This window comes from Azoarcus sp. Soil_N_20 (genome assembly GCF_057656155.1).
In genome coordinates this window covers 199,998-222,964 of sequence record NZ_JBDGKX010000010.1, presented here as the reverse complement: position 1 = coordinate 222,964, position 22,967 = coordinate 199,998, and the positions used below count along the sequence as shown (strand labels likewise).

The 22,967-nt window shown below is 63.8% G+C and carries 19 protein-coding genes and 1 pseudogene; 10 read left to right on the top strand and 10 right to left on the bottom strand.

Annotated features, from left to right (window positions below; genetic code table 11):
- Positions 1–315: 315 nt before the first annotated feature.
- The 5 genes and pseudogenes from AC3A35_RS19645 to AC3A35_RS19625 all read left to right on the top strand — a co-directional run.
- A pseudogene (locus AC3A35_RS19645) lies at positions 316–906 on the top strand (IS30 family transposase); the annotation flags it as partial.
- A 302-nt stretch (positions 907–1,208) separates the two neighbouring features.
- Complete coding sequence (locus AC3A35_RS19640; protein ID WP_487437974.1) at positions 1,209–1,412, top strand: hypothetical protein; 204 nt, start codon at positions 1,209–1,211, stop codon at positions 1,410–1,412.
- A gap of 242 nt (positions 1,413–1,654) precedes the next feature.
- Positions 1,655–1,840 (top strand): hypothetical protein, encoded by a 186-nt coding sequence (locus AC3A35_RS19635; protein WP_487437973.1) that lies wholly within the window; start codon positions 1,655–1,657, stop codon positions 1,838–1,840.
- Positions 1,841–1,855: 15 nt separating this feature from the next.
- Positions 1,856–2,131, top strand: a complete 276-nt coding sequence (locus tag AC3A35_RS19630; RefSeq protein WP_487437972.1) for a hypothetical protein — start codon at positions 1,856–1,858, stop codon at positions 2,129–2,131.
- A gap of 98 nt (positions 2,132–2,229) precedes the next feature.
- Positions 2,230–2,619 (top strand): DUF302 domain-containing protein, encoded by a 390-nt coding sequence (locus tag AC3A35_RS19625; protein WP_487437971.1) that lies wholly within the window; start codon positions 2,230–2,232, stop codon positions 2,617–2,619.
- A 540-nt stretch (positions 2,620–3,159) separates the two neighbouring features.
- On the opposite strand, the gene AC3A35_RS19620 is transcribed toward AC3A35_RS19625, so the two are convergent.
- The 6 genes from AC3A35_RS19620 to AC3A35_RS19595 all read right to left on the bottom strand — a co-directional run bounded on the left by AC3A35_RS19620 (position 3,160) and on the right by AC3A35_RS19595 (position 10,291).
- A complete protein-coding gene (locus AC3A35_RS19620) occupies positions 3,160–3,756 on the bottom strand; it encodes a PEP-CTERM sorting domain-containing protein (RefSeq protein WP_487437969.1) in 597 nt (198 codons plus the stop codon).
- Positions 3,757–4,259: 503 nt separating this feature from the next.
- The gene (locus AC3A35_RS19615; RefSeq protein WP_487437968.1) at positions 4,260–4,970 is read right to left on the bottom strand and encodes a fumarylacetoacetate hydrolase family protein; all 711 of its coding nucleotides are present in this window, start codon (positions 4,968–4,970) and stop codon (positions 4,260–4,262) included.
- 28 nt (positions 4,971–4,998) lie between these two features.
- Positions 4,999–6,891 (bottom strand): TRAP transporter permease, encoded by a 1,893-nt coding sequence (locus tag AC3A35_RS19610; RefSeq protein WP_487437967.1) that lies wholly within the window; start codon positions 6,889–6,891, stop codon positions 4,999–5,001.
- Positions 6,892–6,954: 63 nt separating this feature from the next.
- Complete coding sequence (locus tag AC3A35_RS19605; RefSeq protein ID WP_487437966.1) at positions 6,955–7,950, bottom strand: TAXI family TRAP transporter solute-binding subunit; 996 nt, start codon at positions 7,948–7,950, stop codon at positions 6,955–6,957.
- 130 nt (positions 7,951–8,080) lie between these two features.
- The gene (locus AC3A35_RS19600; RefSeq protein WP_487437965.1) at positions 8,081–9,010 is read right to left on the bottom strand and encodes a dihydrodipicolinate synthase family protein; all 930 of its coding nucleotides are present in this window, start codon (positions 9,008–9,010) and stop codon (positions 8,081–8,083) included.
- 255 nt (positions 9,011–9,265) lie between these two features.
- Positions 9,266–10,291 carry a porin gene (locus AC3A35_RS19595; RefSeq protein ID WP_487437964.1) on the bottom strand — a complete coding sequence of 342 codons (1,026 nt, stop codon included), beginning with the start codon at positions 10,289–10,291 and terminating at the stop codon, positions 9,266–9,268.
- A gap of 202 nt (positions 10,292–10,493) precedes the next feature.
- Here AC3A35_RS19595 and AC3A35_RS19590 point away from each other — a divergent pair, with 202 nt between their 5' ends.
- The gene (locus AC3A35_RS19590; protein WP_487437963.1) at positions 10,494–11,411 is read left to right on the top strand and encodes a LysR family transcriptional regulator; all 918 of its coding nucleotides are present in this window, start codon (positions 10,494–10,496) and stop codon (positions 11,409–11,411) included.
- Here the strand turns inward: AC3A35_RS19590 and AC3A35_RS19585 are convergent.
- Positions 11,403–11,678 carry a recombinase XerD gene (locus tag AC3A35_RS19585; protein WP_487437962.1) on the bottom strand — a complete coding sequence of 92 codons (276 nt, stop codon included), beginning with the start codon at positions 11,676–11,678 and terminating at the stop codon, positions 11,403–11,405. The genes AC3A35_RS19590 and AC3A35_RS19585 overlap by 9 nt on opposite strands.
- A gap of 147 nt (positions 11,679–11,825) precedes the next feature.
- On the opposite strand from AC3A35_RS19585, the gene AC3A35_RS19580 reads away from it, so the two are divergent.
- Entirely contained in the window at positions 11,826–12,305 is a 480-nt protein-coding gene (locus tag AC3A35_RS19580) for a VOC family protein (RefSeq protein ID WP_487437961.1), read from the top strand.
- Positions 12,306–12,451: 146 nt separating this feature from the next.
- On the opposite strand, the gene AC3A35_RS19575 is transcribed toward AC3A35_RS19580, so the two are convergent.
- The 3 genes from AC3A35_RS19575 to AC3A35_RS19565 all read right to left on the bottom strand — a co-directional run bounded on the left by AC3A35_RS19575 (position 12,452) and on the right by AC3A35_RS19565 (position 15,339).
- Positions 12,452–13,867 carry an alanine/glycine:cation symporter family protein gene (locus AC3A35_RS19575; protein ID WP_487437960.1) on the bottom strand — a complete coding sequence of 472 codons (1,416 nt, stop codon included), beginning with the start codon at positions 13,865–13,867 and terminating at the stop codon, positions 12,452–12,454.
- A 285-nt stretch (positions 13,868–14,152) separates the two neighbouring features.
- Positions 14,153–15,184, bottom strand: coding sequence for an asparaginase (gene ansA, locus AC3A35_RS19570; protein WP_487437959.1), 1,032 nt, complete (start codon positions 15,182–15,184; stop codon positions 14,153–14,155).
- Entirely contained in the window at positions 15,181–15,339 is a 159-nt protein-coding gene (locus AC3A35_RS19565; RefSeq protein ID WP_487437957.1) for a hypothetical protein, read from the bottom strand. The genes ansA and AC3A35_RS19565 overlap by 4 nt, the downstream gene beginning before the upstream one ends.
- A gap of 537 nt (positions 15,340–15,876) precedes the next feature.
- On the opposite strand from AC3A35_RS19565, the gene AC3A35_RS19560 reads away from it, so the two are divergent.
- The 3 genes from AC3A35_RS19560 to AC3A35_RS19550 are packed head-to-tail and all read left to right on the top strand — an operon-like array spanning position 15,877 to position 22,919.
- A complete protein-coding gene (locus tag AC3A35_RS19560) occupies positions 15,877–18,378 on the top strand; it encodes a TonB-dependent receptor domain-containing protein (RefSeq protein WP_487437956.1) in 2,502 nt (833 codons plus the stop codon).
- On the top strand, positions 18,368–19,678 hold the full coding sequence (locus tag AC3A35_RS19555) for an ABC transporter substrate-binding protein (RefSeq protein ID WP_487437954.1): 1,311 nt from the start codon (positions 18,368–18,370) through the stop codon (positions 19,676–19,678). The genes AC3A35_RS19560 and AC3A35_RS19555 overlap by 11 nt, the downstream gene beginning before the upstream one ends.
- A gap of 46 nt (positions 19,679–19,724) precedes the next feature.
- Complete coding sequence (locus AC3A35_RS19550; protein ID WP_487437952.1) at positions 19,725–22,919, top strand: ATP-binding protein; 3,195 nt, start codon at positions 19,725–19,727, stop codon at positions 22,917–22,919.
- Positions 22,920–22,967 lie beyond the last annotated feature (48 nt).

The following is a 22,967-nucleotide window of genomic DNA, read 5'->3' as shown; positions in this document are numbered from 1 at the left end:
GGCTGGAAGCGCGAACCTGCGAGTGCTACACGGTGGTCAGGCAAGAGTCCGATCGCCTGCTAAATGGATCGCCCGCTACGGAGATCGCCTCCCGCCCGCCATCGAGTTGCCCCCTTTCCGAACAGCCAGGACTTCAAGTGTGTTCATGCAGGTCGCCCTTGAACAATGTGCTCGACGTAAGCGACTACGGTAGGCGCCTGGTGGTTGAAGCTTCAGTGCGAGTTGATGGGTAGGTCCAGATTACTGATTCGATTCGAGTCGTCCCGGAAAAGTCACATGATGCGGCTCTAACCATCGCGCTTGGCGCCGTCCCAAGCCGAACGCGAAGAGATCTCGCGGGGACTGGTTGCGGGCTGTTCGGTCCGTTCGATCGCAGCACACTTGGAACTTGCCCCTTCCACCATCGGCCGCGAAATCAACCGAAACGGCGGTCAGGGACGCTATCGGGCTAACCAGGCAGCCTGGGATCGGACACGTCGCCCCAAGATCTGTAGACTGGCTGAAAACCGCACGTTGGCACGCATCGTGGCAGCGAAACTCCAATGGCTATGGTCACCTGAGCAGATTGCTGGGTGGTTGAAACGAACTTACCCGCACGATGCGACTTTCCAAGTGTCACACGAGACCATCTACCGCAGCCTGTGTATTTGAGCCTGAGGCGTCTTGAAGAAGAAGTTGTTGCAACATCTGCGGCGCACACGAGCAATGCGCCGTTCACGTCATCACACTCAAAATTCAGATGATCGCCGCAGAATCCTAGACGCGGTATCGATCAGCGAGCGCCCTGCCATAGCGGAAGATCGGGCCGTGCCAGGGCACTGGGAAGGTGATCTACTGTGCGGGAATCGCAGTAGCCAGATTGCAACTCTCGTCGAACGTCAAACACGCTACTTGATGCTGGTAAAGGCGCACGCAAGCCGCCCGGATGCACTTTCCCGGCAACGACGCCTGCGCCTCGATGAAGCCCACCGTTGAAGCCGGGTTGCGTGGGCCGCCGCACAGACGTCGGCGACCGATGAGCCTAGTGTGAAAATGTCGGTACAGATTCCGAATCAGTATTGTTCCAAAAGGTAGCTGCGCCCGGTGAGGGAGCGTGTGAAGTCTGGCTCTCGTGGTACAGATTCGCTCGGCGGCGTGACGACCTTTCAGTCTCAGGCTTCATTCGCCGATGCGGTCTGCCGGTTTCATCGTTTCGCTTGGGAAAATTCATGAAGACCTTGCTTGGTTTTGTTGTTGGTGCGGCGTCTCAGCTGGCCGCCGGCGTCGCATTTGCACAGAACGGAAACATGATGAATGGTGGCGCGTCGGGCATGGGCTGGATGGGTGGATACGGCGGGGTATGGGGGCCCCTCGTGCTTGTCGCCGTGCTTGTCGGTGTCGTGGTCCTGGTCATGAAGGGAAGGGGAAAGTGAGCTCGGGTCGCGGCCGATTTCTGCGACGAATCGCCGATTGGTACGGAATGGACATCCGCCACCGGCTCAGATCTTCTCCCTGCGCTTCGTCTGCCTCACGTTGTAAGCCGGCGTAGCGGCCGAGCGCGTCACCGACGCTCCGCCGGCGCACCCGCCAGTTCCATGGGACGCTGCTTCCCTCAGGGCTCGCGCGCCATCCGCGTGCGTTGCCCGCTTGTCAATCGGTTCATCTGGAGATTCACATGAAGAAATCACTTGCAGCTATTGCCGGTGCCTTGGTTCTGCTTTCCGCAAGCGCGGGGGTGTCCTTGGCTCAGGACGCGAAGACCCCGGCACAGAATCCCGCTGCCGTGGCCACACAATCCGACCCATCCATGAACATGAGCGGCAATATGGGTCAGATGGACGAGCACATGAAAAGAATGTAGGCGCTGCACGACAAGATGACCAGCGCCACCACACCCGAGGACCGCCAGAAGGTGATGGACGCGCAGCGACAAGAAATGCAGCGAGGCATGGTCACGATGAAGCCGATGATGCAAGGGGGCGCGATGATGGGCGGCATGGGCGGCGGCATGATGGGTCAGAAGGGGCAACCGGCGGACGCCAACGTGCAGATGCAGATGATGCAGAAGCGCGTGGACATGATGCAGATGATGATGGACCAGCAGGGAATGACGGCCGACCCCCGGAACCCCGACGCCCGCCCCGCGAAGTAGCAGGACCGACTACCGGGTTCCGAACTGTGACCCTGGTGATCATCAGATGAAATTTCGACTCCGACCCAAATGTTCCATCACCTGAAAGGAACCGATCCATGTACGCATTCAGCACTCAGTTGAGGCTCCCGTTCGATGCTGCCGTCGCGACAGTCATCGAGGCCCTGAAAAAGGAAGGATTCGGCGTGCTCACCGATATCGATGTGAAGGCGACGCTGAAAACCAAGCTCAATATCGAACGCCGGCCGTATCGCATCCTCGGTGCATGCAACCCTCCGCTTGCACACCGCGCGATCGAGGCCGACCCCGACGTCGGTTTGTTACTACCGTGCAACGTAGTCGTCCGCGAGGAAGCAGATGGAACCATAACGGTTGCGTTCATGGATCCCGAGGCTGTATTGCAGTTGGTCGACAAACCGGAAGTGCATGCGCTTGGCAAGGAAGTGCGGGCACTGCTGCAACGCGTCTGCGCGAGCCTCGAGGCGTGAGCTGGACAGATTCCTGGCTGAATGTCGGGTCCGCGTCAAGTTGGTGGTTCGCCGGGGATGTCCGCTCCTAGCCGGTTGCACGTACAGGGTGACATCGCCGAAAGCTGTCGCCCAAGCTTCTCCGCGCAAGCTGACGGTCGGCTCTGTGGTATCACCACTGAATGGAGGCGACCGGCCAACTGCTGCCGGTCATCACCCCAACTGACCGGTCTGTCGGGCGTCAGCTCGACCCAGACACCTGCCGGTCAGAACACGGCCACACTTTCCTGCTCCTGGCCTGTGCAGGTATTTGTCCGTCCATCTGCAAAGCGTCCATGGCAATTCCGAGCGTGGTTAGATCAGGTCTGAGCATGCGGGGGTATGGTGGTGGCTGTATCAGGACAGCCCTTGGCCTGAGTGCTCATCTTGATGCTGGTGCGCTTCACTTCGTCTGCTGCAATCAACTTATTGCGGGATTCTTACGCGCATTAGCAGGCTCATACTGGCGGCATCACACCAACAACCCGCCACGTGGGCGGGTTCGCTCAAGAAGCCGTTCAACTAAGTCCTGTTGCGGCGTGTGAAGGCCAAGCCGGCCAGTGCTAGTGCGGCCAGCGCAACGCTATGGGGCTCGGGCACCCCGGTTGGCCCGTCATCAAGCGAAGTGATGACGACGTTGTCCAATAGTGCGCCAACGTTGTCGCCACCGGCGTTCGCAAACGAAATTGAATAGACGCCATCACTGCCCGGCGTGAAACCAAGCGAGTACCCCGTGTAGGGGGAACTGGAGAGTAGGTCATCGAAGAAGAGTGTCGAGGTCCCGAACGTAATGAGGACGTCATCGGTACCACCCCGCTTGTTGCCGGACAAATCGAAGCTCAGCAAATAGTCTACCCCGCCAAGCAGCCCGAAACTACGCGACAGAATACCGGCGTCTCCGGTCGAACCGTCAAGATCGACACACTGACCGGCCACGCAGAACCCACCCGACACGACGTCCACCGTACCGTCGCTCACAGTCCAGCCTGTCGGCACAACATTTAGCCCCGCCACCGAGGCATCGAAGTTGTCGCTGAACACTACTGCCGCTTGTGACGCGGCAGAGCAGACCATTAGACTGGCCGCCGCCAGATGCTTAAGCAGATATCTCGGTTTCATTGATCCCCCCATTTTCACGTTTTGACCACGGCGGAGCGGACCTCACCGAAGCAAGCGCTCAAAGCCGACGAAGCGAAATACATGCCAAAAAAAAATTTCTTTTGTATCAGAAATCTAGATCCTGCTGATTTGCTCTTCAATATTCAACTGTAAAGCTCTCCGACAGGGAGCTAGCAGCTTCGACTGCACGAACGGGTAGATCCAGGGTAATCGCCAACGCGGCTGGTGCTGTGTGACCGTTAAAGCGCGGAACCTGCCGTAGAGCCTACGCGCGCTTGACCGCCTGCAGTGGGTCGGGTGCCGTCTGCCGCAGCTTCGACGACCGGCCCTTCCTCCCGACCCACACGTCCGCATCCGCCAACTGCCCCAACGTGATCCTGGCCCCGCGTGCGGCCCGGGCCTCGGACCAAGACAGCAGACCCTCGCGGATCTGTTGATTGCCAACATCGAAGCCTTCGTCGCCGGCCAGCCGCGTACTCCGGGGCCGGCAGGCTGAGGCGACATTACAGCGCCGCGCCGACCTCGATCGTGATCGTGCCGATGCCGTCCACACCGCCGTGCAGGCGGTCGCCCACCTTCACCGCCCCCACCCCCGCCGGCGTGCCGGTAAAGATCAGGTCGCCCGCCTCGAGCACAAAGTAGCGCGACAGGTGGGCGATTAGCTCGGGCACGCGCCAGATCTGGTCGCCGATATCGCCGCGCTGGCGCGGCTCGCCGTTGACGTCGAGCCAGATCGCACCGCTCGATGGATGCCCGATGCGCGCCGCCGGCACGATCGCCGAGCACGGTGCCGCACCATCGAAGGCCTTGCCGATCTCCCACGGCCGGCCCATGCGCTTGGCCTCGGTCTGCAGGTCGCGACGGGTCATGTCGAGGCCCACCGCATAGCCGAACACATGCTCCTGCGCCGACTCGACCGGGATGTCGGCTCCGCCGCGGCCGATCGCCACCACCATCTCCACCTCGTGGTGCACCTCGGCGCTTGCCTGCGGATAGGCAAACACGCTGCCATTGGGCAACAGGCTGTCGGGCTGCTTGGTAAAGAAGAAGGGCGGCTCGCGATCGGGGTCGTGGCCCATCTCACGGGCGTGGTCGGCGTAGTTGCGGCCAATGCAATACACCCGCCGCACCGGAAAACGCACCGCGCTGTCGCTAATTGTGAGGCTGTGCACCGTGGGGGGAAACAGGAACGAATCGGGGGGTTGAACAGTCACGGCGAGAGCCTCCAAAAAAAGGATTGCTTCATTTTCCAGTAACGGCCTTCTGGACCGGGCGCCGCCTCGCCATCACGATATGCAGCGCAACGTAGATCAGGCTCGTGAGCATGGACACGGACCAGATGAGGCTCCCCGTTGGGGTAATCATCGCTGCCGCGCCGCACAGTAGCAGAAGCCCACGCTCTGCCAGATTCATGTCCCGTGAAATGAAGCCGGTGAGTCCCATCGCCCAGACCACGGTCGATACGAGCAGACCCGAACCGGCAACGGCGATCTCCGCATACGACCCCTGGAACAGCAAGGCCTTGTCCGCAATGAACGCGAAGGGAATGAGGAAGGCGACAGCACACATCCCGAACGCCACCATGCTCGTCTTCATCGCATCGGTCTTGGCGACACCCGCAGCCGCAAACGAAGCCAGCGAGACCGGCGGCGTGACCATCGACAGAATGCAAAAGTACATCACGAAGAAGTGCGCCTGGAGCGGTGCCACACCCAGGGTTTCGAGCGCAGGAACGTACAGGATGGCGCCGATGATGTAGGCCGCCACGGTGGGCAGGCCCATTCCCATCACGATGCAGCCGAGGATCACCAGGATCAGTGACACGGCATATGAACCGCCACCGACGGAGATCAGACCGGAAGCAAACTTGAGTGCGAGGTTCGACTGGATCGCCACGGCGATCACGATCCCGATGGCCGCGATTGGCACCGCAATGATCGCCGCCTGCTTGCCCGTTTCCATCACCATTGCGGGCAGATCGCGCAGCGAATAGTGCGTCTCGCGACGCAGAAAGGGGGCCACCAGGCAGGTCACTGTCGCGAGGGTCACCGCGATCTGGGCCGAGTAACCCATCATCAGCCCCGCCACCAGCACGATCACCGGCGCGATCATGTGAATGCGCGGCAGCACCGGCGCAATACCCGCAAAATCCTTGTCAGTGAGCGTGCCAACGCCGTGCTTGCGGGCGTGGAGATCGGCGGAGACGAACAGCGCAAAGTAAAAGGCAAGCGCCGGGAAGACACCGGCAAGGGCTATCTGTGCATAGGGAATGACGAGCAGTTCCGCCATCACGAATGCGGCGATGCCCATGATCGGCGGCATGAGTTGGCCGCCGGTCGAGGCAATGGCCTCGGTCGCCGCGGCGCGCTCACCCGACATGCCGGTCCGTCTCATGAGCGGGATTGTAAACACCCCGGTGGCGGTGACGTTGGCCACGGCGCTGCCCGAAATCGTGCCCATCAGGCTGGAGCCGACGATGGCAACCTTGGCGCCGCCGCCGCGCGATTTGCCGACCATCCGCATGGCGATGTCGATGAAGAGCTGCCCGCCCCCGACGGCGCTATAAACCACGCCGAAAACGATAAAGTAAAAAATAAAGCTCACCGAGGTCTCGGTGGTGACGCCGAGGATCCCGCTGGTGGTCATGGCAAGAATTTCCGACCACTCTTCGAAGGTGATCTCGGCAAAGGAGATTGCGCCGGGAAGCAGGTAACCGAACGCGCCATAAAGCATGAAGCAAAGAATCACCACGAGCAGGATCATGCCAACCGTGCGCCGAACGGCCTCGAGCAGTAGCAACACCAGGGTGCAGGCAAGCACTACGTCGTACCATTCGATGGGTGATACGTTCTCGATACGCGTCGTAAGCCGCGGCATTTCAAGCCAGTAGTAGGCCCCCACTGCAACCGTGGCGAGAAGAATCAGTCCGTCCAGGCTGCGCTCGACGAGTTTGGGCAGTCTTGTACCGGAAAGCGGCAAGGCCAGGAAAGTCAGGAGGAGCGCGATGACGAGATGCGCAGGTCTTTCGAGGTGAGGCTGCTGCGGGTTGAACAGAATCCAGAACTGGAATGTAATGAACCCGAGCGCGAGCCACGTCTTCGGATCGCGCATCGTTGAGTTGAAGTTGGTGACCATTTCTCTTTTCCCGGTACGTTACGGATGGATTTCGGGAACCGGCGCGAACGCCGGTCCGTGAAATCAAAGGAGGCCGATTTCTTTGTAGTAACGGATGGCGCCGGGATGGAGCGGAATGCCGTTCTTCTCGGGGCTCGCGGCCTTTTCGCGAACGAAGGCCTTCCAGGCCGGAAAGTCGGCGGCCAGTTTGTCCATGTGCTCAACCACCGCCTTGGTGATCTTGTAGGCCACCTCGTCGGACACATCCTTATGCGCGATAAGGTGCGTGCCGTAGTCTCCGCCGATCGTGCTTTCCTTCTGGATATCGAACCACTTGGGTATCTCGTCCTTGACGATGCCGATCTCGGCCAACGCAGCGGTCGCTTCCGGAGACAGGTCGATGAAGCTCACATCCCCGGTCAGGCTGATCTCCTGAATGGTGGGGTGACCGCGCAGGATGGTATCGAAGTAAAGGTCCGCACGTCCGCTGCGGATCATGCTCGCCATCTGGGATGAATCGATCTGCAGGATGCTCCCGCCGTCAGCCTTGATTTTCTCCACGCTGGTTCCATGCGCCTTGAGGATCGCATCCACCGCAGGCGGAATGTTCGAGCCCGGCGGCTTCATCATGATGGTCACCGGCTTGCCGGATTCGAGGATGTCCTTCAGCGTCTTGAAGCCGTTCTCCTTCAGGTACTCGTTGCGAACGATCGCGCCGATGAAGACCGGGTTGAGTCCACCCACGAGCGAGCGGATATCGGGCGCCTTCTGCCCGGCGTAGAGAAGCTCTCCCTTCATGGCCCATTGCGAGGTTGCCACGTTCGAGAGGGCGATCTGCGCCTTGCCCTGTTGAACCACCATCGGGTTTGCCACTCCGCCCCCTCGGGCAACAACTTCTGCGGAGAGGCCGGTTCCCGTTTCCTCGAGCGTCTTCTTTACTGCAGCTGCAGCGACGTACCAGCCAGATCCGACAGGCATGGCGCCGATACGGATGGTCTCGGCGTGTGCCGAGAACGTGACCGCGCCACCCAGCAGGAATGCTGTTGACCAGCGGGCAAGCGTTCTTGAAATGTCTCGCATTTCTTGTCTCCTCAATGGATTGCGGTGATTCCTGGAAACAGTACGTCGCGAGGTCTAGCCGCCTCGGTGCGCGTGTTGTCCGTTGTGAGGGAAGTGGATCCCGAAGCTTGCGGGATCCACTTCGACCGAGTTAGAGCACGCGGCCCAGACCGGCCGCACGCATCGCGTCGGCGATTTCCTTTTCGGCGCCCGGATCGAGCGGGAGCAGCGGCGAGCGAACCTCGGCGTGCTCAAGGATGCCGCGGGCGACAAGCGCCCACTTGAGTGCGACGGAGCCTTCCATATGCGAGCCGCGATGATAGACATTCTTCGTCACCGGCAGCAGGCGGTCGTGCAGCGCACGCGCCTTGGCGTAGTCCTTTGCCTTACCGGCGGCGATCATCTCGATCAGGGGCTCGGGCGCGATGCAGCCGTAACCGACCAGCGCACCATCGACATCGAACATCGTGTGCAGAAGGTACTCATCATGGCAGGTCATGATCTGCAGGTTCGGACGCTCCTTGCGGATAACAGGGATCTCGGTGTCCCAGCGACGCATGTTGCGCACCCCGTTCTTCATCGCGAACACGCCGGGCAGGGCAGCGATTTCGAGCATGGTTTCCAGGCTGTAGGTGGCCTTGGTGACATCCGGATACTGGAACAGAATCAGCGGCAGGCCACTTGCTTCGTAGATGGCCTTGTAGCGATCCTGCGGCGCGCCCTTCTGGTAACCGAAGCGCAACCAGCCGTGGGACGGATACACCAGACCGGCGCTAGCGCCCGCGCTGACGGCGCGCTTGGCTTCTTCGGCTGCTACGGCGGTGCCTTCGAGCGTGATACCGGCGATGATCGGCAGCTGATCACCCACCGAGTCGCGGAAGACTTCGATGACCTTCAGTTGCTCATCGCGTTCGAGGAAGGTGCCCTCGCCGGCGTGACCAAGCACGGTCAGGCCCTTCACGCCTTCGATACCGCCCAGCCACTTGCCGATGCGCTTGATCGCGTCGTAATCGACGGCGCCATCGCGGGTGAAGGGCGTTACTGGAGCGGGGACGAGGCCACGGAGATCGATCTCTTTCATGTCAGTTCCTTGAGTCAAGAAATATTACTTACGATGCGAGGGACACGCGACCGATGGTGCTTGCCGCCCGCATCAACGGGTTGCGTGCTATTGCACGCGGATTCGCTCGAAAACGTCGTCGGAGTGCGGAGAATGGGAGGTATATCGTTTCCAGTTCCGGCTCGGTTTCTTGAGCAAAAATGGGCGGGGCGCGCCAGAGAAACGCAAGCTTGAAGAACACACTCGTCGCCAATGTTCCCTGGGTGCGCGCCACTTTCAGAACAGGTGGCGAATGCCGACTGCGACCGAGTTCGCCGACGACGCTCCGGTTTTCCGGTCAAGCGAGTAGACCGCGTACACATCGGTACGCTTGGACAGGCGGTGGTCATAGCCAAACGAGGTGGTGGTACGGCGCGCATCGGCCACGTTCGGAACGTCGATCCGCGAATGGGCGGTCTCGAGCAACAGCTTGCCGGGCGCCGAGACCGGCACCGACAGCCCCAGATCGTAGAGACGGGTGGAAGCGCCGTCATCGATGCGCGTGCGGACAGTACTGCCGTGAAGCTTGACCGGACCGAAATCGTAGGTTGCGCCCGCCAGCCAGGCGCGTTGGGGCTCCGCGAGCGCGGTCGTGACGTTCATGCGCACCCGTTGTACCGAGACCGCGCCCATGAACTTGCCCGAACGGTAAGTCGCGTGTGCCCCGGTATTCGCGTAGCCGCTTTTGCCCGCGACCTCGCCCAATCCATAGAGCAAGGAGCCCTGGAAGCCCTGCAGGTTTGGCGTCGCATACTTGACGACGTTGTTCCAGACCGAGTCGCCGAGGATGTTGCGCCCATAGGGCAATACAAAGGACTGAACGGTAAGGGGTGAGAAGACCACCGAGGCGCCAAATGGGCTCAACTGCGACATCACCGCATAGGTGGGGTTGGTCTGGCGGCCGAGGCTGACACGTCCAAACCCGCCTTCGATCCCCACCCAGGCATTGCGAGAGAAGAACGGGTCCGTCGCGCTGCGACCAGACTCACCGGTATCCGGTCGGAAAAAAGCCTCCAGCGCGAAGAGCGCCTTCAGTCCATTGCCAAGGTCTTCCTGCCCCTTGAAACCCAGGAAAGAAGTCTGCAGTCCACCACCGTTGATGACCCGCGACGATTCAGCCTCGCCACTTCGCTTGATGCTGCCAGCATGGATGCCAATAACGCCGTAGATATCCACGGATTCTGCGGCCAGCGCACCACCGACCGGCACGCTACTGATCAGGCCTGCAAGCAGCGCGCAAGACGTCTTTTGACTATTTTTCATCACTTGTCTCCACCTTTGTATTTATTCAAGGCATTTCAGTCGTCAATCAGCTTTCCGACTTCGGCTTGATTTGCAGCTCATCGGGCAGATATCTCTGTTCCGGTAAGCTTGAAGGCAAGTCTAGAGATGGATTTGCTATGCCAGAAGAGGAATTTCCGGCATTTCAGGTATACTTTTCAGACATATCAAGGTGCGGTCGTGTATGAACTACAACACTTGGAAACTCTTCATTGACGCCGCTGAACTCGGTAGCCTCAGCAAGGTGGCCGTTGCCTACGGAACAAGTCAGCCTCACGTCAGTCGGCAGATCAGCGACCTTGAACGGGAGTGCGGAGGTAGATTGTTTCAGCGCACGGGGCGGGGGGTCGTCCTGACCGAGCTGGGCGAGCGTATCGCCCCCAAGGTACGGACCTGGTTGGCGAGCACCGATCAGCTATCCAATGACATTCGAGAAACAGCTGGAACCCCGATTGGCACCGTACGGCTCGGCATCCTGCCTTCGACCGCGCACCCCCTGATCAGCAAACTGTATTTCCGACTCAAGTCGCTGTTTCCCATGATCCAGCTCGTTGTTCGGGAAGGACAGGGAGCACAACTCGAAACGTGGCTCGAGAACGGGTATCTGGATCTGGCGATTCTGTTTCGACACAGTTCCACCGCTCGCAATGGCGACATCTACCTGGTCGAAACGGAAACGTATGTCGTTGGACCCGCCGGCAATCCGCTCACGGCGGAGGCGACGGTTCCGTTTGCCGCCTTGCACGAACTGCCACTTGTCCTCTTCTGTCGGCCGAATAGCTGGCGTGACCGCCTCGACCAACTCAGTTCTCAGCACGGCATCTCACTCAATGTGGTGTTGGAGGCGGACTGCCTCACACTTCAGACCCACGTAGTCGCTGACGGCGGCGGGTACGCGTTGCTGGGGCCCTATGCCCTATCCGCCGCAGCCAAGGAATGTCGGCTTGCAGCTGCGCGATTGGTCGAGCCGTCGGTGCCACGGCATATCGCCCTTTCCATGTCGCCCCATGGAGAACTCACCCTGGCGTGCCGGACAGTCATGAAGGCGATCCAGGAAATCGTACGTACTGAGAACGACGGACTCGCACAATCGCTACCTTGAGACCTCCTGTTCGATGGCGTCCCCCGCAGGTGACAGCGTTGCGCGGTCGTTCTTGCTTAGATGGGTCACGTCACGAACGTGCAGACTGACGAGGTCGCATCCGCGAAGCGTAGTGTCGATGACCAGGTTGAACAGAGCCAGGACCCTCCTCTCGAGTTCAGTCTGCGGGTGGATGCGGGTGGCCCCGATGCCTTCAGGCTTGAGCGGGTCCTTCCGCCCATCCAGTTTTCCCTTGTTCCAGGGTTCCCGATGCTCGTAGGATTCCATGACAGGCTCCTTGGCTGTTGATCGGAACCTGATTGTTCATCGGTTGTTGAGCAATGCGCGCCACCCCATGGTAGGCAAGTTGCCGAAGAAGCCCGGCTGCCGGAGCGGCTTGAATGCGCGTATCTCGCCCAATCCAGGAGAACCAAGATGATCAGCAAGAACACGATTTGTCTGTGGTACGACGGCACTGCGTTGGACGCCGCGACGTTCTATGCCGGGACATTCCCAGACAGCGCGGTGGGAGCGGTCCATCGCGCGCCGGGCGACTATCCGGCAGGCAAGCAGGGCGATGTCTTGACGGTCGAGTTCACGGTGATGGGCATCCCTTGTCTCGGCCTGAACGGGGGCCCGGCGTTCAAACACAACGAGGCTTTCTCGTTCCAGGTTGCGACCGACAGCCAGGCCGAAACGGACCGCTTGTGGAACGCGATTGTCGAAAACGACGGTCAGGAAAGCGCATGCGGCTGGTGCAAGGACAAATGGGGACTGTCGTGGCAGATCACGCCACGCGTCCTGATGGCCGCGATCGCCGATCCTGATCCGGCGGCGGCCAAGCGCGCGTTCGAAGCCATGATGGAAATGGGAAAGATCGACATCGCTGCGATCGAAGCGGCTCGGCGCGGTTGACACTCCCGAAGCCGGCCCAGCTCCCGTCGCGAGCAGGGGATGTTGGCGCGCCTGCCAATTTGGATATGGTGGGCGAGAAGCGCTTGCAGGTGCGCCCTGATCGGCGGGAGGCACCACGCCACCCGCCCTTCCGGGCCGCTACCCGTTTATTTCCACGCGCTGCGGTCGATGTCGAGGTCGGGGAACTTCGCTGCGTCGAACACCGGCCGTTCCTTGCCTTCCTTCAGCTGCTGGCGATAGTCGTTGAGCACCCGCATCGCCACCGGGAAGAGCATCAGGACGGCCAGCAGGTTGACCAGCGCAAGCACGCCCATCAGCGGGTCGGAGAAGAAGAACACCGAGGTTGCACCCGGCGCACTTGCACCGAGCAGCACGATACCGATCACCGCCCAGCGCAGGATGTGCACCGCGGTCGGATTGTCGATCAGTTCGACCAGCGCAGTCTCACCCAGATAGTAGTTGTACATGATCGAGCTGAAGGCGAAGAGGAAGACCGCGAAGGTGAGGTAGTACTTGGTCCACTCGCCCAGGTGCGACACCAGCGACTGCTGCGTCAGGATCACGCCGCTGACGCCTTCGGCACCCGGCACATAGACGTCACCCAGCAGGATCACGAACGCGGTGGCCGAGCACACCAGGATGGTGTCGATGAACACCGACAGCGATTGGGTGATGCCCTGGCTGATCGGGTGATGCACGTCCGCGGTCGCCGCCACGTTGGGTGCGGAGCCGAGGCCGGCCTCGTTGGAGAACAGGCCGCGACGCAGGCCCTGGGAGATGGCCGCACCCATGCCGCCGCCGACCGCTTCTTCCAGACCGAAGGCGTTGGCGAAGATCGACGACAGCACGCGCGGCAGCTCCGAGATGTTCATCACGATGATGAGCAGCGCGATGCCGATGTAGCTCAGCGCCATGACCGGCACCACCACGTCCGCCGCCTTGGCGATACGCTTGATGCCGCCGTAGACGATGAAGCCGGTGATCGCCGCCAGCAGGCCGCCGGTCCACAGGCGGTCAATGCCCAGGCTCTCGTTGACCGCACCGGCGATGGTGTTGCCCTGGAAGGCGTTGAAGCCGAAGGCGAAGGATCCGATCAGGCACACCGCATAGACCACGCCGAGCCAGCCGTACTGGGTGCCGAGGCCGTGGCGGATGTAGGTAGCAGGGCCGCCACGATAGGTTCCTTCACTGCTGGTTCGTTTATAGACCTGCGCCAGGGTGCATTCGACCAGACTGGTCGCCATGCCGACCAGCGCGATCGCCCACATCCAGAACACCGCACCGGGGCCGCCCAGCGTGATCGCGACCGCCACGCCGGCGATGTTGCCCCCGCCCACACGCCCGCCGACCGAGATCAGCAGTGCCTGCCGGGCGCTGATCTGGTTGGGGTCGGCATGCTGGTATTTGGGCATCAGCACGCGGAACATTCGCCCGAAAAACCGGAACTGGACGAAGCCGGTCACAATCGTCATGAACACCCCGAAGATGACCAGGATGGGGATCAGCGACCAGCCCCAGGTCAGGTCTTCGAGTACGGTAAATACCTTCGTGATGTATTCCATCTCTGCGACTCCATGATTTGATGTTTTGTCTTACGGTCGAGACAGGCTCACGCCAGCCAGATCCCTTGTGACCGGGCTGTACATGACGCGAACTGGCGACCCAGACGAGTCATGGCATGCGCCACGATCCGCCACCGGGGTTGAGAAAGACACTGTGCGATCCGCACCGACCGGACCGCATCGGTGCGGGGGCACTGCACTTCAATGAGACACATACCCGGCCCTGCTGCCGAACAGCAAGACCATTCACTGCCCGTGATTTTCGGGTCCGGGCGACCCGGCGTTTCAGGCACCACCGGCGCCCGGTTGGGTGAGTTCTCCGCACACCGCATCCTGCATGCGGCGCCGAACCGCCTCGGGAGCGAGACCGAGGGAAAGGAGATGATGGAGTTTGGTCAGTGCGGCCTCGACAGTCATGTCGTAGCCGCCCACCACGCCGGCAGCGGCAAGCGCCGAGCCGGTGGCGTATTTGCCTTGATCGACGGAGCCACGCGTGCACTGGGTCAGGTTCACGATGACCACGCCGCTTTCGCAGGCTTCGTTCAGGCCGTCGAGGAAACCCGGCAAGCCCACCGGGCCGTTGCCGGCACCATAGGTCTGCAGTACCAGGCCGCCGAGCGGGGGTTCGAGCATGCGCCGCAGGCGCGCCACCGACAGCCCCGGGTAGAGACGCAGCACCGCCACCTCATGCGCGCCCGGTGCGACCACTTCGAAGGCTTCGGCCGTCGGCATGTCCAGCACCTGTTTGGTGTCGATCGAGATATCGATGCCGACACGCCCCAGCGGCGGATGATTGGGCGAGTCGAAAGCGTCGAAATCCGCTCCGGCCAGCTTGGTCGCGCGGTTGCCGCGCAGCAGTCTGGCGTTGAAATACAGGCAAACCTCCGGCACCGGATGATGCGCGGCGATCAGGATGGTGCCCAGCAGGTTGCCGAGCGCATCGCTGCGCGGCGCAGTCAGCGGAATCTGCGAACCGGTGAGGATCACCGGCTTGCGCAGGCCGACCAGCGCAAACGACAGCGCCGCGGCGGTGTAGGCCATGGTATCGGTGCCATGGATGACGACGAAGCCGTCGAATGCGTCGTAGCGCGCCGCGATGTCGGCGGCGATCGTGTGCCAGTCATGCGGCTGCGCGTCGGCGCTGTCGATCAGTTGCGCATACTCGAACACTTCCCACAGCGGCATGTTCGCCTCGCCCGACGCCGGCAGGCAGGTGGCCAGCGTCTGCGTCAGGCCGCGGTCGGGTCTATAGCCTGCGGCCGAAGCCTTCATGCCGAGCGTACCGCCGGTGTAGAGAATGCAGATCCGCCGCTTCATCGCCGCACCTCGGCCTGCACGCAGGTTCCGCGCGCCCCGAGCAACTGGCGATTGGCGCGCAGCACCTTGGTCCACAGGTCCACCCCTGCCTCCGGGCCCGAACCGGTGATGATGCCGATGCGACTGCGCGCGGGTTGATGCGAACGATCGTTCATTGCCGGTCCATCTCCTTGTTGCGGCCCGTGGTCCGCACTGCGCGGCCTGCGTCCGGCGGTGGCCTGCTTGTAATGTATTGTAAATATTAAAGACTTCAATACGCGATCGGGCAATTACGCATCCCGGACCAGAATGGCGCGAGTTGATGCCATAGATGCGCCAACTAGCGCCATCCGATGTGTTGCCCGAAATATGCCCGACATCTTGTACACCGCACGCGGCGCCCCTCTTTGCGCCGCACGGCCTTCGAATCCGCTTACGGCGTCATCGTGCTGAGTCTGCGAGCAAGAAATAGCTGCCCGCACACGGGCAGCCCCTTGCATTGGCCGCCCATCGCGTCATCTACGGCGACCCGCGGGTCATTGCGTAGCGACGCTGCGTACGTCCTCAGGAGGCAAAAAACCTCCGGCGTGCGTTCCGCAACCACGGTCTCGAACCGCCCATCTCGCCCGCCCCCTGGCCGATCGTGACGAAGTCCATTTCCTTGCGCCGCGGATGGGGTTATCTTTGCAGGCCACCATCGGCAGGCCGGGATCATGCGAGCTCGCGCACCTCTCACCCACCGCCTTCTCACGGCAGCGACGATCCTGATCGGTGGGTTGGCCCACGCGGTGGACCCGGCGGCGGACGTGCCCGCCGGCGACGCGGGGCACGGGGAAGAAGCGGCGGCGGCAACTGGCAGCGGCGACGACCCGCTCGACGCGGTGGTGGTCACCGCCACCTCCAATCCGCTCACCCGCATCCGTTCGAGCGCATCGGGCAGCGTTCTCTATCCCGAGGATATCCGCCAGTCGGCACCGGGCAACGCCGCCGACATCCTGCGCAACGTTCCCGGCATCCTCGCCCAGGCCTCGGGCGGCGAAGGCAATGCCAACGTCTCGGCGCGTGGCCTGCCGCAAAGCGGTGGCGCCAAACTCATGCAGTTCCAGGAAGACGGGTTGCCGGTGCTCGATTTCGGCGACATCAACTTCGCCACCGCCGACACCTTCGTCCGCGTCGACTACACCCTCGACCGACTGGAAGTGATCCGCGGCGGCGCGGCCGCCACCTTCGCCAGCAACGCGCCCGGCGGCGTCATCAACTTCATCAGCCGGACCGGGGAGGTCGCCGGCGGGAGCGTGGGGCTCTCGCGCGGCGCAGACTTCGACCAGACGCGGGTCGATTTCGCCTACGGCGGACCGCTGAGCGCGGACTGGCGCTTCCACCTCGGCGGTTTCCATCGCAATGGCGAAGGCCCGCGCACCGTAGGCTATACCGCCGAGTCGGGCGGCCAGCTCAAGGGCAACATGACACGCGCGTTCGGCAACGGCTACATCCGCTTCAACTTCAAGGTGCTGGAGGACAATGCCCCGGTCTATCTGCCGGTGCCCGTCTCCATTACCGCGACCAACTCGGATCCGCGGGTGAAGTCGCTGCCCGGCTTCGACGTACGGGACGGCGCCATGCAGTCGCGCCATTGGCGCCGCGATCTCGCGGTGGGCACCGACGGCAAGCGCATCTCCACCGATATCGCCGACGGCTACGATTCCCGCAGCCAGGCCTTCGGCGGCGAGGCTTCGTTCGATCTGGGCGCGGGCTGGAAGATCGACAACAAGTTCCGCATCGCCGCCACCTCGGGCGGCTTCATCGGCCCCTACCCGGCACAGGTGGCGCGCGCCACCACGCTGGCGAGCGACATCGGCGGCGCCGGTGCGACGCTGCGCTACGCCACCGGCCCGCGGGCGGGGCAGACCATTGCCGATCCGGATAGCCTGAACGGCAATGGTCTCGCGGTGCGGACCCATCTGTTCAACACCACCCTCGAGGATATGGGCAACGTCGCCAATGATCTCCAGCTCACCAGGACCTTCGGCAGCGCCGCCGCGGGCACCACCGCGGTGACCGCCGGCTGGTTCAAGTCGCGCCAGGACATCGTCCAGGACTGGCACTGGAACACCTATCTGCTCGAGGTCCGCGGCAAGGATGCCGCGCTGCTCGACGTGGTCGACGCGCAGGGCCGGGTCGTCACCCAGAACGGCCTCGTCGCTTACGGCGAGCCTTTCTGGGGCAATTGCTGCGTGCGCAGCCTCGATGTGCGCTATCAGACCGACGCCCCCTATCTCGCGGTGAACTGGGAACGCGGCCCCTACAACGTCGATGCCAGCCTGCGCTACGACATCGCCCGCGCCTCCGGGCGCTACACCAGCGCGAGCGGCACCAGGACGATGGATGTCGACGGCGACGGCTCGATCCAGATACCCGAGGAGGACGTGCCGGTCGCCGAGCGCCGCAATTCCCTGCCGGTGGACTACACCCATCGCTACACCTCCTATTCCCTCGGCATCAACTACCTGCTGCGCCCGGGCCTCGCCGTCTTCGGGCGGGCCAGCGAGGGCGGCCGGGCGAACGCCGACCGGCTGCTGTTCGGCGGCGGCGTGCAGGCGGACGGCAGCGTCGACGCGCGGGTGGCGATCAACCGCGTCCGCCAGATCGAGGGCGGATTGAAGTGGCAGGGCCAGGGGGCACGCATCTTCGCCACGCTGTTCCAGGCCACGACCACGGTCACCGACCAGGACGTGACCTCGGTGACGACGCGCTTTACCGACCGCAGCTTCGTCGCCCGCGGCGTCGAACTCGAGGCCGCCTGGTACCGCGGCCGCTTCGGCGCGAGCGGCGGCCTCACCTATACGCGCGGGCGGGTCACGCGCGACGAGATCAACCCCGCCAACGAGGGCCAGCAGATCAATCCGCGCCTCATCTACCAGCTCAGCCTCACCTACGACGCCGCGCGCTTCGGCGCCGGGGTGAACGCCATCGGTCAGACCCGTTCACCGATGGGCGACGGTTTCGTCCTCCCCGGCTTCACCCAGGTCAATGCCTACGTGTCCTACGAGTTGGCCAGGGGCCTGCGGCTCTCGGTCCACGGCCACAATCTGTTCGACACCATCGGCCTGACCGAGGCGCCCAACGCCGCCGCCGGGGTCACCGCGGACGGCGTGAACACCGCACGCTCGATCAACGGCCGCAGCGTCCTCGTCACCCTCCGCCATGATTTCTAGCAGACGGCCGGCCTCGCTCGCCGTCGCGGCCGCCCTCGCTATCACCCTGCTCACGTCGGGCCATGGCCCGGCCGCGGCCAAGGGCCGGACCGGGGCGCCCGTCACGATCAGCGTGTGGACGCACAGCGCGGCATTCACCGCCGAGTTCGAGGCACTGCACGACGCGGCCGAAACCTTCAACCGCAGCCAGCGCGGTTTCCGCGCCGAGGTCTTTCCCTCCATCTACCGGAACTACGAGGATCGCGTGCAGACCGCCGCGATGACCGGCACGCTGCCCTGCGTGCTCGAAGTCGACGGACCTTTCGTCTACACCTTCGCGTGGCCGGGCTACCTGCAACCGCTCGATGATTTCGTCCCGCGGGAGCTGCTCGACGACCTGCTGCCCTCGATCGTGGCGCAGGGCCGCTACGGTGGGCACCTGTACAGTCTGGCGCAGTTCGACTCGGGCCTGGCGCTGTGGGGCAGCCGCCACCACCTGCAGGCCGCCGGGGTGCGCATCGCCACCGTCGACGAACCCTGGACCCTGGCCGAGTTCGAGGAGGCCCTGGAGCGGCTCGCCACACTCGAGGACGTCGACTACCCCCTCAGCTTCAACACCCAAGTGCGCAGCAGCGAGTTCTACAGCTATGCCTATGCCCCCATCCTGCAAGGCTTCGGCGGCGATCTCGTCGACCGTGCCGACCACCGATCGCCGCGCGGCATTCTCAACGGATCGAACTCGGTCGCGGCAATGAAACGCTTCCAGCAGTGGTTCGCGCGCGGATGGGCGCGCGCCGTGCACGACCGACCCGACGACTTCGAGACCGGGCGTGCCGCGCTGTCGTGGATCGGGCACTGGAAGTACCCGGTCTATCGCCGTGCGCTCGGCGACGATCTGGTCCTGATCCCCCTGCCGGACTTCGGCCACGGCATCAAGACCGGCATGGGCTCGTGGAACTGGACCATTTCCAGCACCTGCCCGCATCCCGCCGGGGCATGGAAGTTTATCGAGCATCTGCTGTCCCGCGCCGAAATCGTGCGCATGACCGGCATCAACGGCGCCGTGCCGGGCCGACGCTCCGTCCTGGCACATTCGCCGCTCTACGGGCCGCGCGGCCCCTTGCGCGTCTTTGCGCAGCAACTCTCCGCCGGTGCCGGCGTACCGCGGCCGTCGACGCCGGGCTACGGCGCGATCCGCAACGCATTCTCGGAGGCAGTCGAAGCGATCATCGCCGGCGCGGACGTGCAGGCCGAGCTCGACCGGGCTACCCTGCGCATAGAGGAGGATATTGCCCGGCACCGCGGGTACCCCTGGCCATGACCCATCCGGCAACCCGATACGCCGCGCTCGCGGGCAAGGCCCCGCCATGAGGCTCGGCATCAAGCGGAAGATCCTGCTCGTGCTGGTGGGCAGCCTCGTGCTGACCACGACGCTGCACGCGCTGCTCGCCTCCTACTTCACCGACCGTCAGAACGAGGACTCGGCCTTCGCCGTCCTCAGGCTCGAGCTGCTCGCCTGGCAGAACGACTTGCAGGAGCTCACGCTGCATCTCAGGGAGAGCGCGCTCGCAGCGGTCAGTGACGGCGCCCTGCTCAATCAGCTGGCGGAGCTCGTCGTCCTCGAGCTCGACCACGACGACGCATTGACGACCGAGGCCTGGCGCCAGTCCGAAAGGACCCTGGGCTACCTCAAATCGGTATCCATCAATCGCCTTCACCTCGTGCTGCGTACCAGCGGCTTCTCCAGCATCTCGGTGTTCACCCAGGGCGCGCTCAGCCACCACGTCTCGGCGAGCGGGGCCGGGATGACGCTGCGCCGCGGCAACGGCGCCAACGTGTGGCTCGCCACCGCCTCCGACGCGAACGGCAGCCTGCCCATCGGGGCCTGGCCGGCCTGGCAGGAAAGCCGCCAGCCACCGGCCTACGCACGGCCTGCGACCGATCACCCCCGCATCTCCTTCGACTACTCCGACCCGCGGCACATCGTGGTCGAGGTCGCGGTGCCCGTGCAAGGCATCATCGAGGAGGTGCTCACCGACTCGGACGTCCAGCCCAAGAGGCGCTTCGTTTCCGACATGGCGGTCGCGGGCACCGGCGAAAAGGCGCGGGCGGTCGCCCCGCGCCCGGCCGCGGCCACCTTTGCGGTGGTGGTATTCCGCAAGCTGATCGGCCCGACCGAGCTGCAAAAGGTTTCGGCCCGGACCGGGAAGCTCCCCGCGCTGTTCTCGCCGAGCGGCACCCACCGGCAGCAGATCGCCCACCTGAGTCTGCCGATCGAGGCCATGGTGGGTTCCCTCGGCGCCCTTCCCGCCGACACCGCGCCGCCCGCCTGGCAGGGGATCGTCACCGACGAGCGGGGATCCTATTACGCCGCGCTCGAGACCTGGATGTTCGAGAACCGTCCCGCGTTGGTCCTCGGCCTCGCCACCTCGCGGGACGCGACCCTGCAGCACATCCGCCAGACCGTCGCCGCCATCCTCTCGGCGACCGCGCTGATCCTCCTGCTCAGCCTCATCGCCGGGATCCTCCTGATCGGACGCCTGATCAACCCGGTCGTCGCGCTGACCACCGCGGTGAAGGCGATCGGGCTCCAGGGACGCGGCGGCGCCACGCGGGAAAGCGGCGGCCGACCCGCGCCCGAGTGGTTGCGGCCGGTCGAAATCGATGCGCCCGACGAGGTCGGCGAGCTCACGCGCGCCTTCAACACCATGATCGGCGAGCTCCGCGCGGTACTCGAGACGCTCGAGCACCGCGTCCAGGGACGCACTGCCGAGTTGCGCCAGCAAACCCGCTACCTGCGCACGCTCATCGACACCCTGCCGGTGCTGGCATGGTTGAAGGACACCGAGGGCCGCTTTCTGGCGGTCAACCAGGCCACTGCCCACGCGTGTGGACGCACCGTGGAGGACATCGTCGGCAAGACCGATCTCGACCTGTGGCCACGCGAACTCGCCGAGGCCTATCGCGCCGACGACCAGGAGGTCATGGAGTCGAGACAGCGCAAGACCGTCGAGGAAGCGCTTGCCGACGTCAACGGAACGATCTGGATCGAGACCTACAAGGCGCCCATGGTGGACGAGGACGGCACGGTGCTGGGCACGGCCGGCGCCGCCCGCGACATCAGTGCGCGCAAGGCAGTGGATGCGGCGCGAGAGGCCGCCCTGAGCGAGGCGGAGCGGCTCGCACGGGTGCGCAGCGAATTTCTCGCGCAGATGAGCCACGAGCTGCGAACGCCGCTCAACGGCATCCTGGGCTACGCCCAGATCCTGCAGCGCGACAGGACACTGGACCACCGCCAGATCGAGGGCGTGAAGGTGATCCAGCAGTGCGGCGAACACCTGCTCGCGCTGATCAACGACATCCTCGACCTCGCCAGGCTCGAGGCCGGCAGGCTCGACCTCTACCCCGGCGATCTCGCGCTGAGACCCTTCCTTCTCGTTATCGGCGACATCGTCCGGGTCAAGGCGGAAGAAAAGGAACTCGCCTTCCACTGCACCCTGGCGCCCGACCTGCCCGAGCGGGTGATGGCCGACGAGAAGCGCCTGCGCCAGGTGTTGCTCAACCTGTTGTCGAACGCGATCAAATTCACCGACCACGGCGAGGTGTGCCTCGCCGTGTCCCTCGTCGCCCCCTCCCGTCTGCGCTTCGAGGTCCGGGACACCGGGATCGGCGTTGCCGAGGAGCAGTGGGAGACGATCTTCCAGCCGTTCGAACAGGCCGGCGACACCCGGCAACGCATCGGCGGTGCCGGCCTGGGGCTGGCGATCAGCCGCCAGTTCGTCCGGCGGATGGGCGGCGAGATCCGCATCAATAGCCGCGTCGGCGAAGGCAGCACGTTCTGGTTCGAGCTCGAGTTGCCGATCGCGCAGGCGGATGCGCTGGCCGCACCTGCGGACGCGGTCGTCAGCGGCTACACCGGACCGCGCAAGACGGTGCTGGTGGTCGACGACCTGACGGAGAACCGCCGCATGATGCACGACATGCTGGCCCCGCTCGGCTTCATCGTGCTCGAGGCCGCCGACGGCCGCGAAGCACTCGAGAAAGCCGCCTCGGCGCACCCGGACCTCATCGTCATGGACACGGTGATGCCCGGAATGGACGGGCTCGAGGCCACCCGCCGCCTGCGCGGCGCGGGCGGGGCGATGCACCTGCCGGTCATCGCAGTATCGGCCAGCGCCTCGGGCAGCGACGCACAGGGCAGTCTGGCGGCCGGGGCCGATGCCTTCCTGCCCAAACCCATACACCTGGAGCGCTTGCTGAGCCATGTCGGAGCCCTCCTGAAGCTGCAGTGGATCTACAACACGCCGCCCACACCTTCGGCACCGGAGGCACCGCCCCCGGGCCCGCTGGTTCCGCCGCCGTTGGCGGAACTGACGGCCCTGCACGAACTCGCGCTGCAGGGCAACATGCGCGCGATCCGGCTGGAGGCCGAACGCATCGCGGGGCTCGACCCGCGCTACCACGCCTTTGCCGAGCGTCTTCGCCGGCTTGCCGAGCGCTATCAGTCCAAGGCGCTGCTGAGGCTGGTGGAGCAGTACCTCGAGGCACGGCCCGCGCCGTGATCGCATAGCCTTGTCCGCCCACCGCGGCCGATGCCGCAAGGCGCCGAA

Coding starts and splice junctions, on each gene's coding strand:
- AC3A35_RS19640 (WP_487437974.1), top strand. CDS start 1,209: ATGAAGACCTTGCTTGGTTTTGTTGTTGGTGCGGCGTCTCAGCTGGCC.
- AC3A35_RS19635 (WP_487437973.1), top strand. CDS start 1,655: ATGAAGAAATCACTTGCAGCTATTGCCGGTGCCTTGGTTCTGCTTTCC.
- AC3A35_RS19630 (WP_487437972.1), top strand. CDS start 1,856: ATGACCAGCGCCACCACACCCGAGGACCGCCAGAAGGTGATGGACGCG.
- AC3A35_RS19625 (WP_487437971.1), top strand. CDS start 2,230: ATGTACGCATTCAGCACTCAGTTGAGGCTCCCGTTCGATGCTGCCGTC.
- AC3A35_RS19620 (WP_487437969.1), bottom strand. CDS start 3,756: ATGAAACCGAGATATCTGCTTAAGCATCTGGCGGCGGCCAGTCTAATG.
- AC3A35_RS19610 (WP_487437967.1), bottom strand. CDS start 6,891: ATGGTCACCAACTTCAACTCAACGATGCGCGATCCGAAGACGTGGCTC.
- AC3A35_RS19605 (WP_487437966.1), bottom strand. CDS start 7,950: ATGCGAGACATTTCAAGAACGCTTGCCCGCTGGTCAACAGCATTCCTG.
- AC3A35_RS19600 (WP_487437965.1), bottom strand. CDS start 9,010: ATGAAAGAGATCGATCTCCGTGGCCTCGTCCCCGCTCCAGTAACGCCC.
- AC3A35_RS19595 (WP_487437964.1), bottom strand. CDS start 10,291: ATGAAAAATAGTCAAAAGACGTCTTGCGCGCTGCTTGCAGGCCTGATC.
- AC3A35_RS19590 (WP_487437963.1), top strand. CDS start 10,494: ATGAACTACAACACTTGGAAACTCTTCATTGACGCCGCTGAACTCGGT.
- AC3A35_RS19585 (WP_487437962.1), bottom strand. CDS start 11,678: ATGGAATCCTACGAGCATCGGGAACCCTGGAACAAGGGAAAACTGGAT.
- AC3A35_RS19580 (WP_487437961.1), top strand. CDS start 11,826: ATGATCAGCAAGAACACGATTTGTCTGTGGTACGACGGCACTGCGTTG.
- AC3A35_RS19575 (WP_487437960.1), bottom strand. CDS start 13,867: ATGGAATACATCACGAAGGTATTTACCGTACTCGAAGACCTGACCTGG.
- ansA (WP_487437959.1), bottom strand. CDS start 15,184: ATGAAGCGGCGGATCTGCATTCTCTACACCGGCGGTACGCTCGGCATG.
- AC3A35_RS19565 (WP_487437957.1), bottom strand. CDS start 15,339: ATGAACGATCGTTCGCATCAACCCGCGCGCAGTCGCATCGGCATCATC.
- AC3A35_RS19560 (WP_487437956.1), top strand. CDS start 15,877: ATGCGAGCTCGCGCACCTCTCACCCACCGCCTTCTCACGGCAGCGACG.
- AC3A35_RS19555 (WP_487437954.1), top strand. CDS start 18,368: ATGATTTCTAGCAGACGGCCGGCCTCGCTCGCCGTCGCGGCCGCCCTC.
- AC3A35_RS19550 (WP_487437952.1), top strand. CDS start 19,725: ATGAGGCTCGGCATCAAGCGGAAGATCCTGCTCGTGCTGGTGGGCAGC.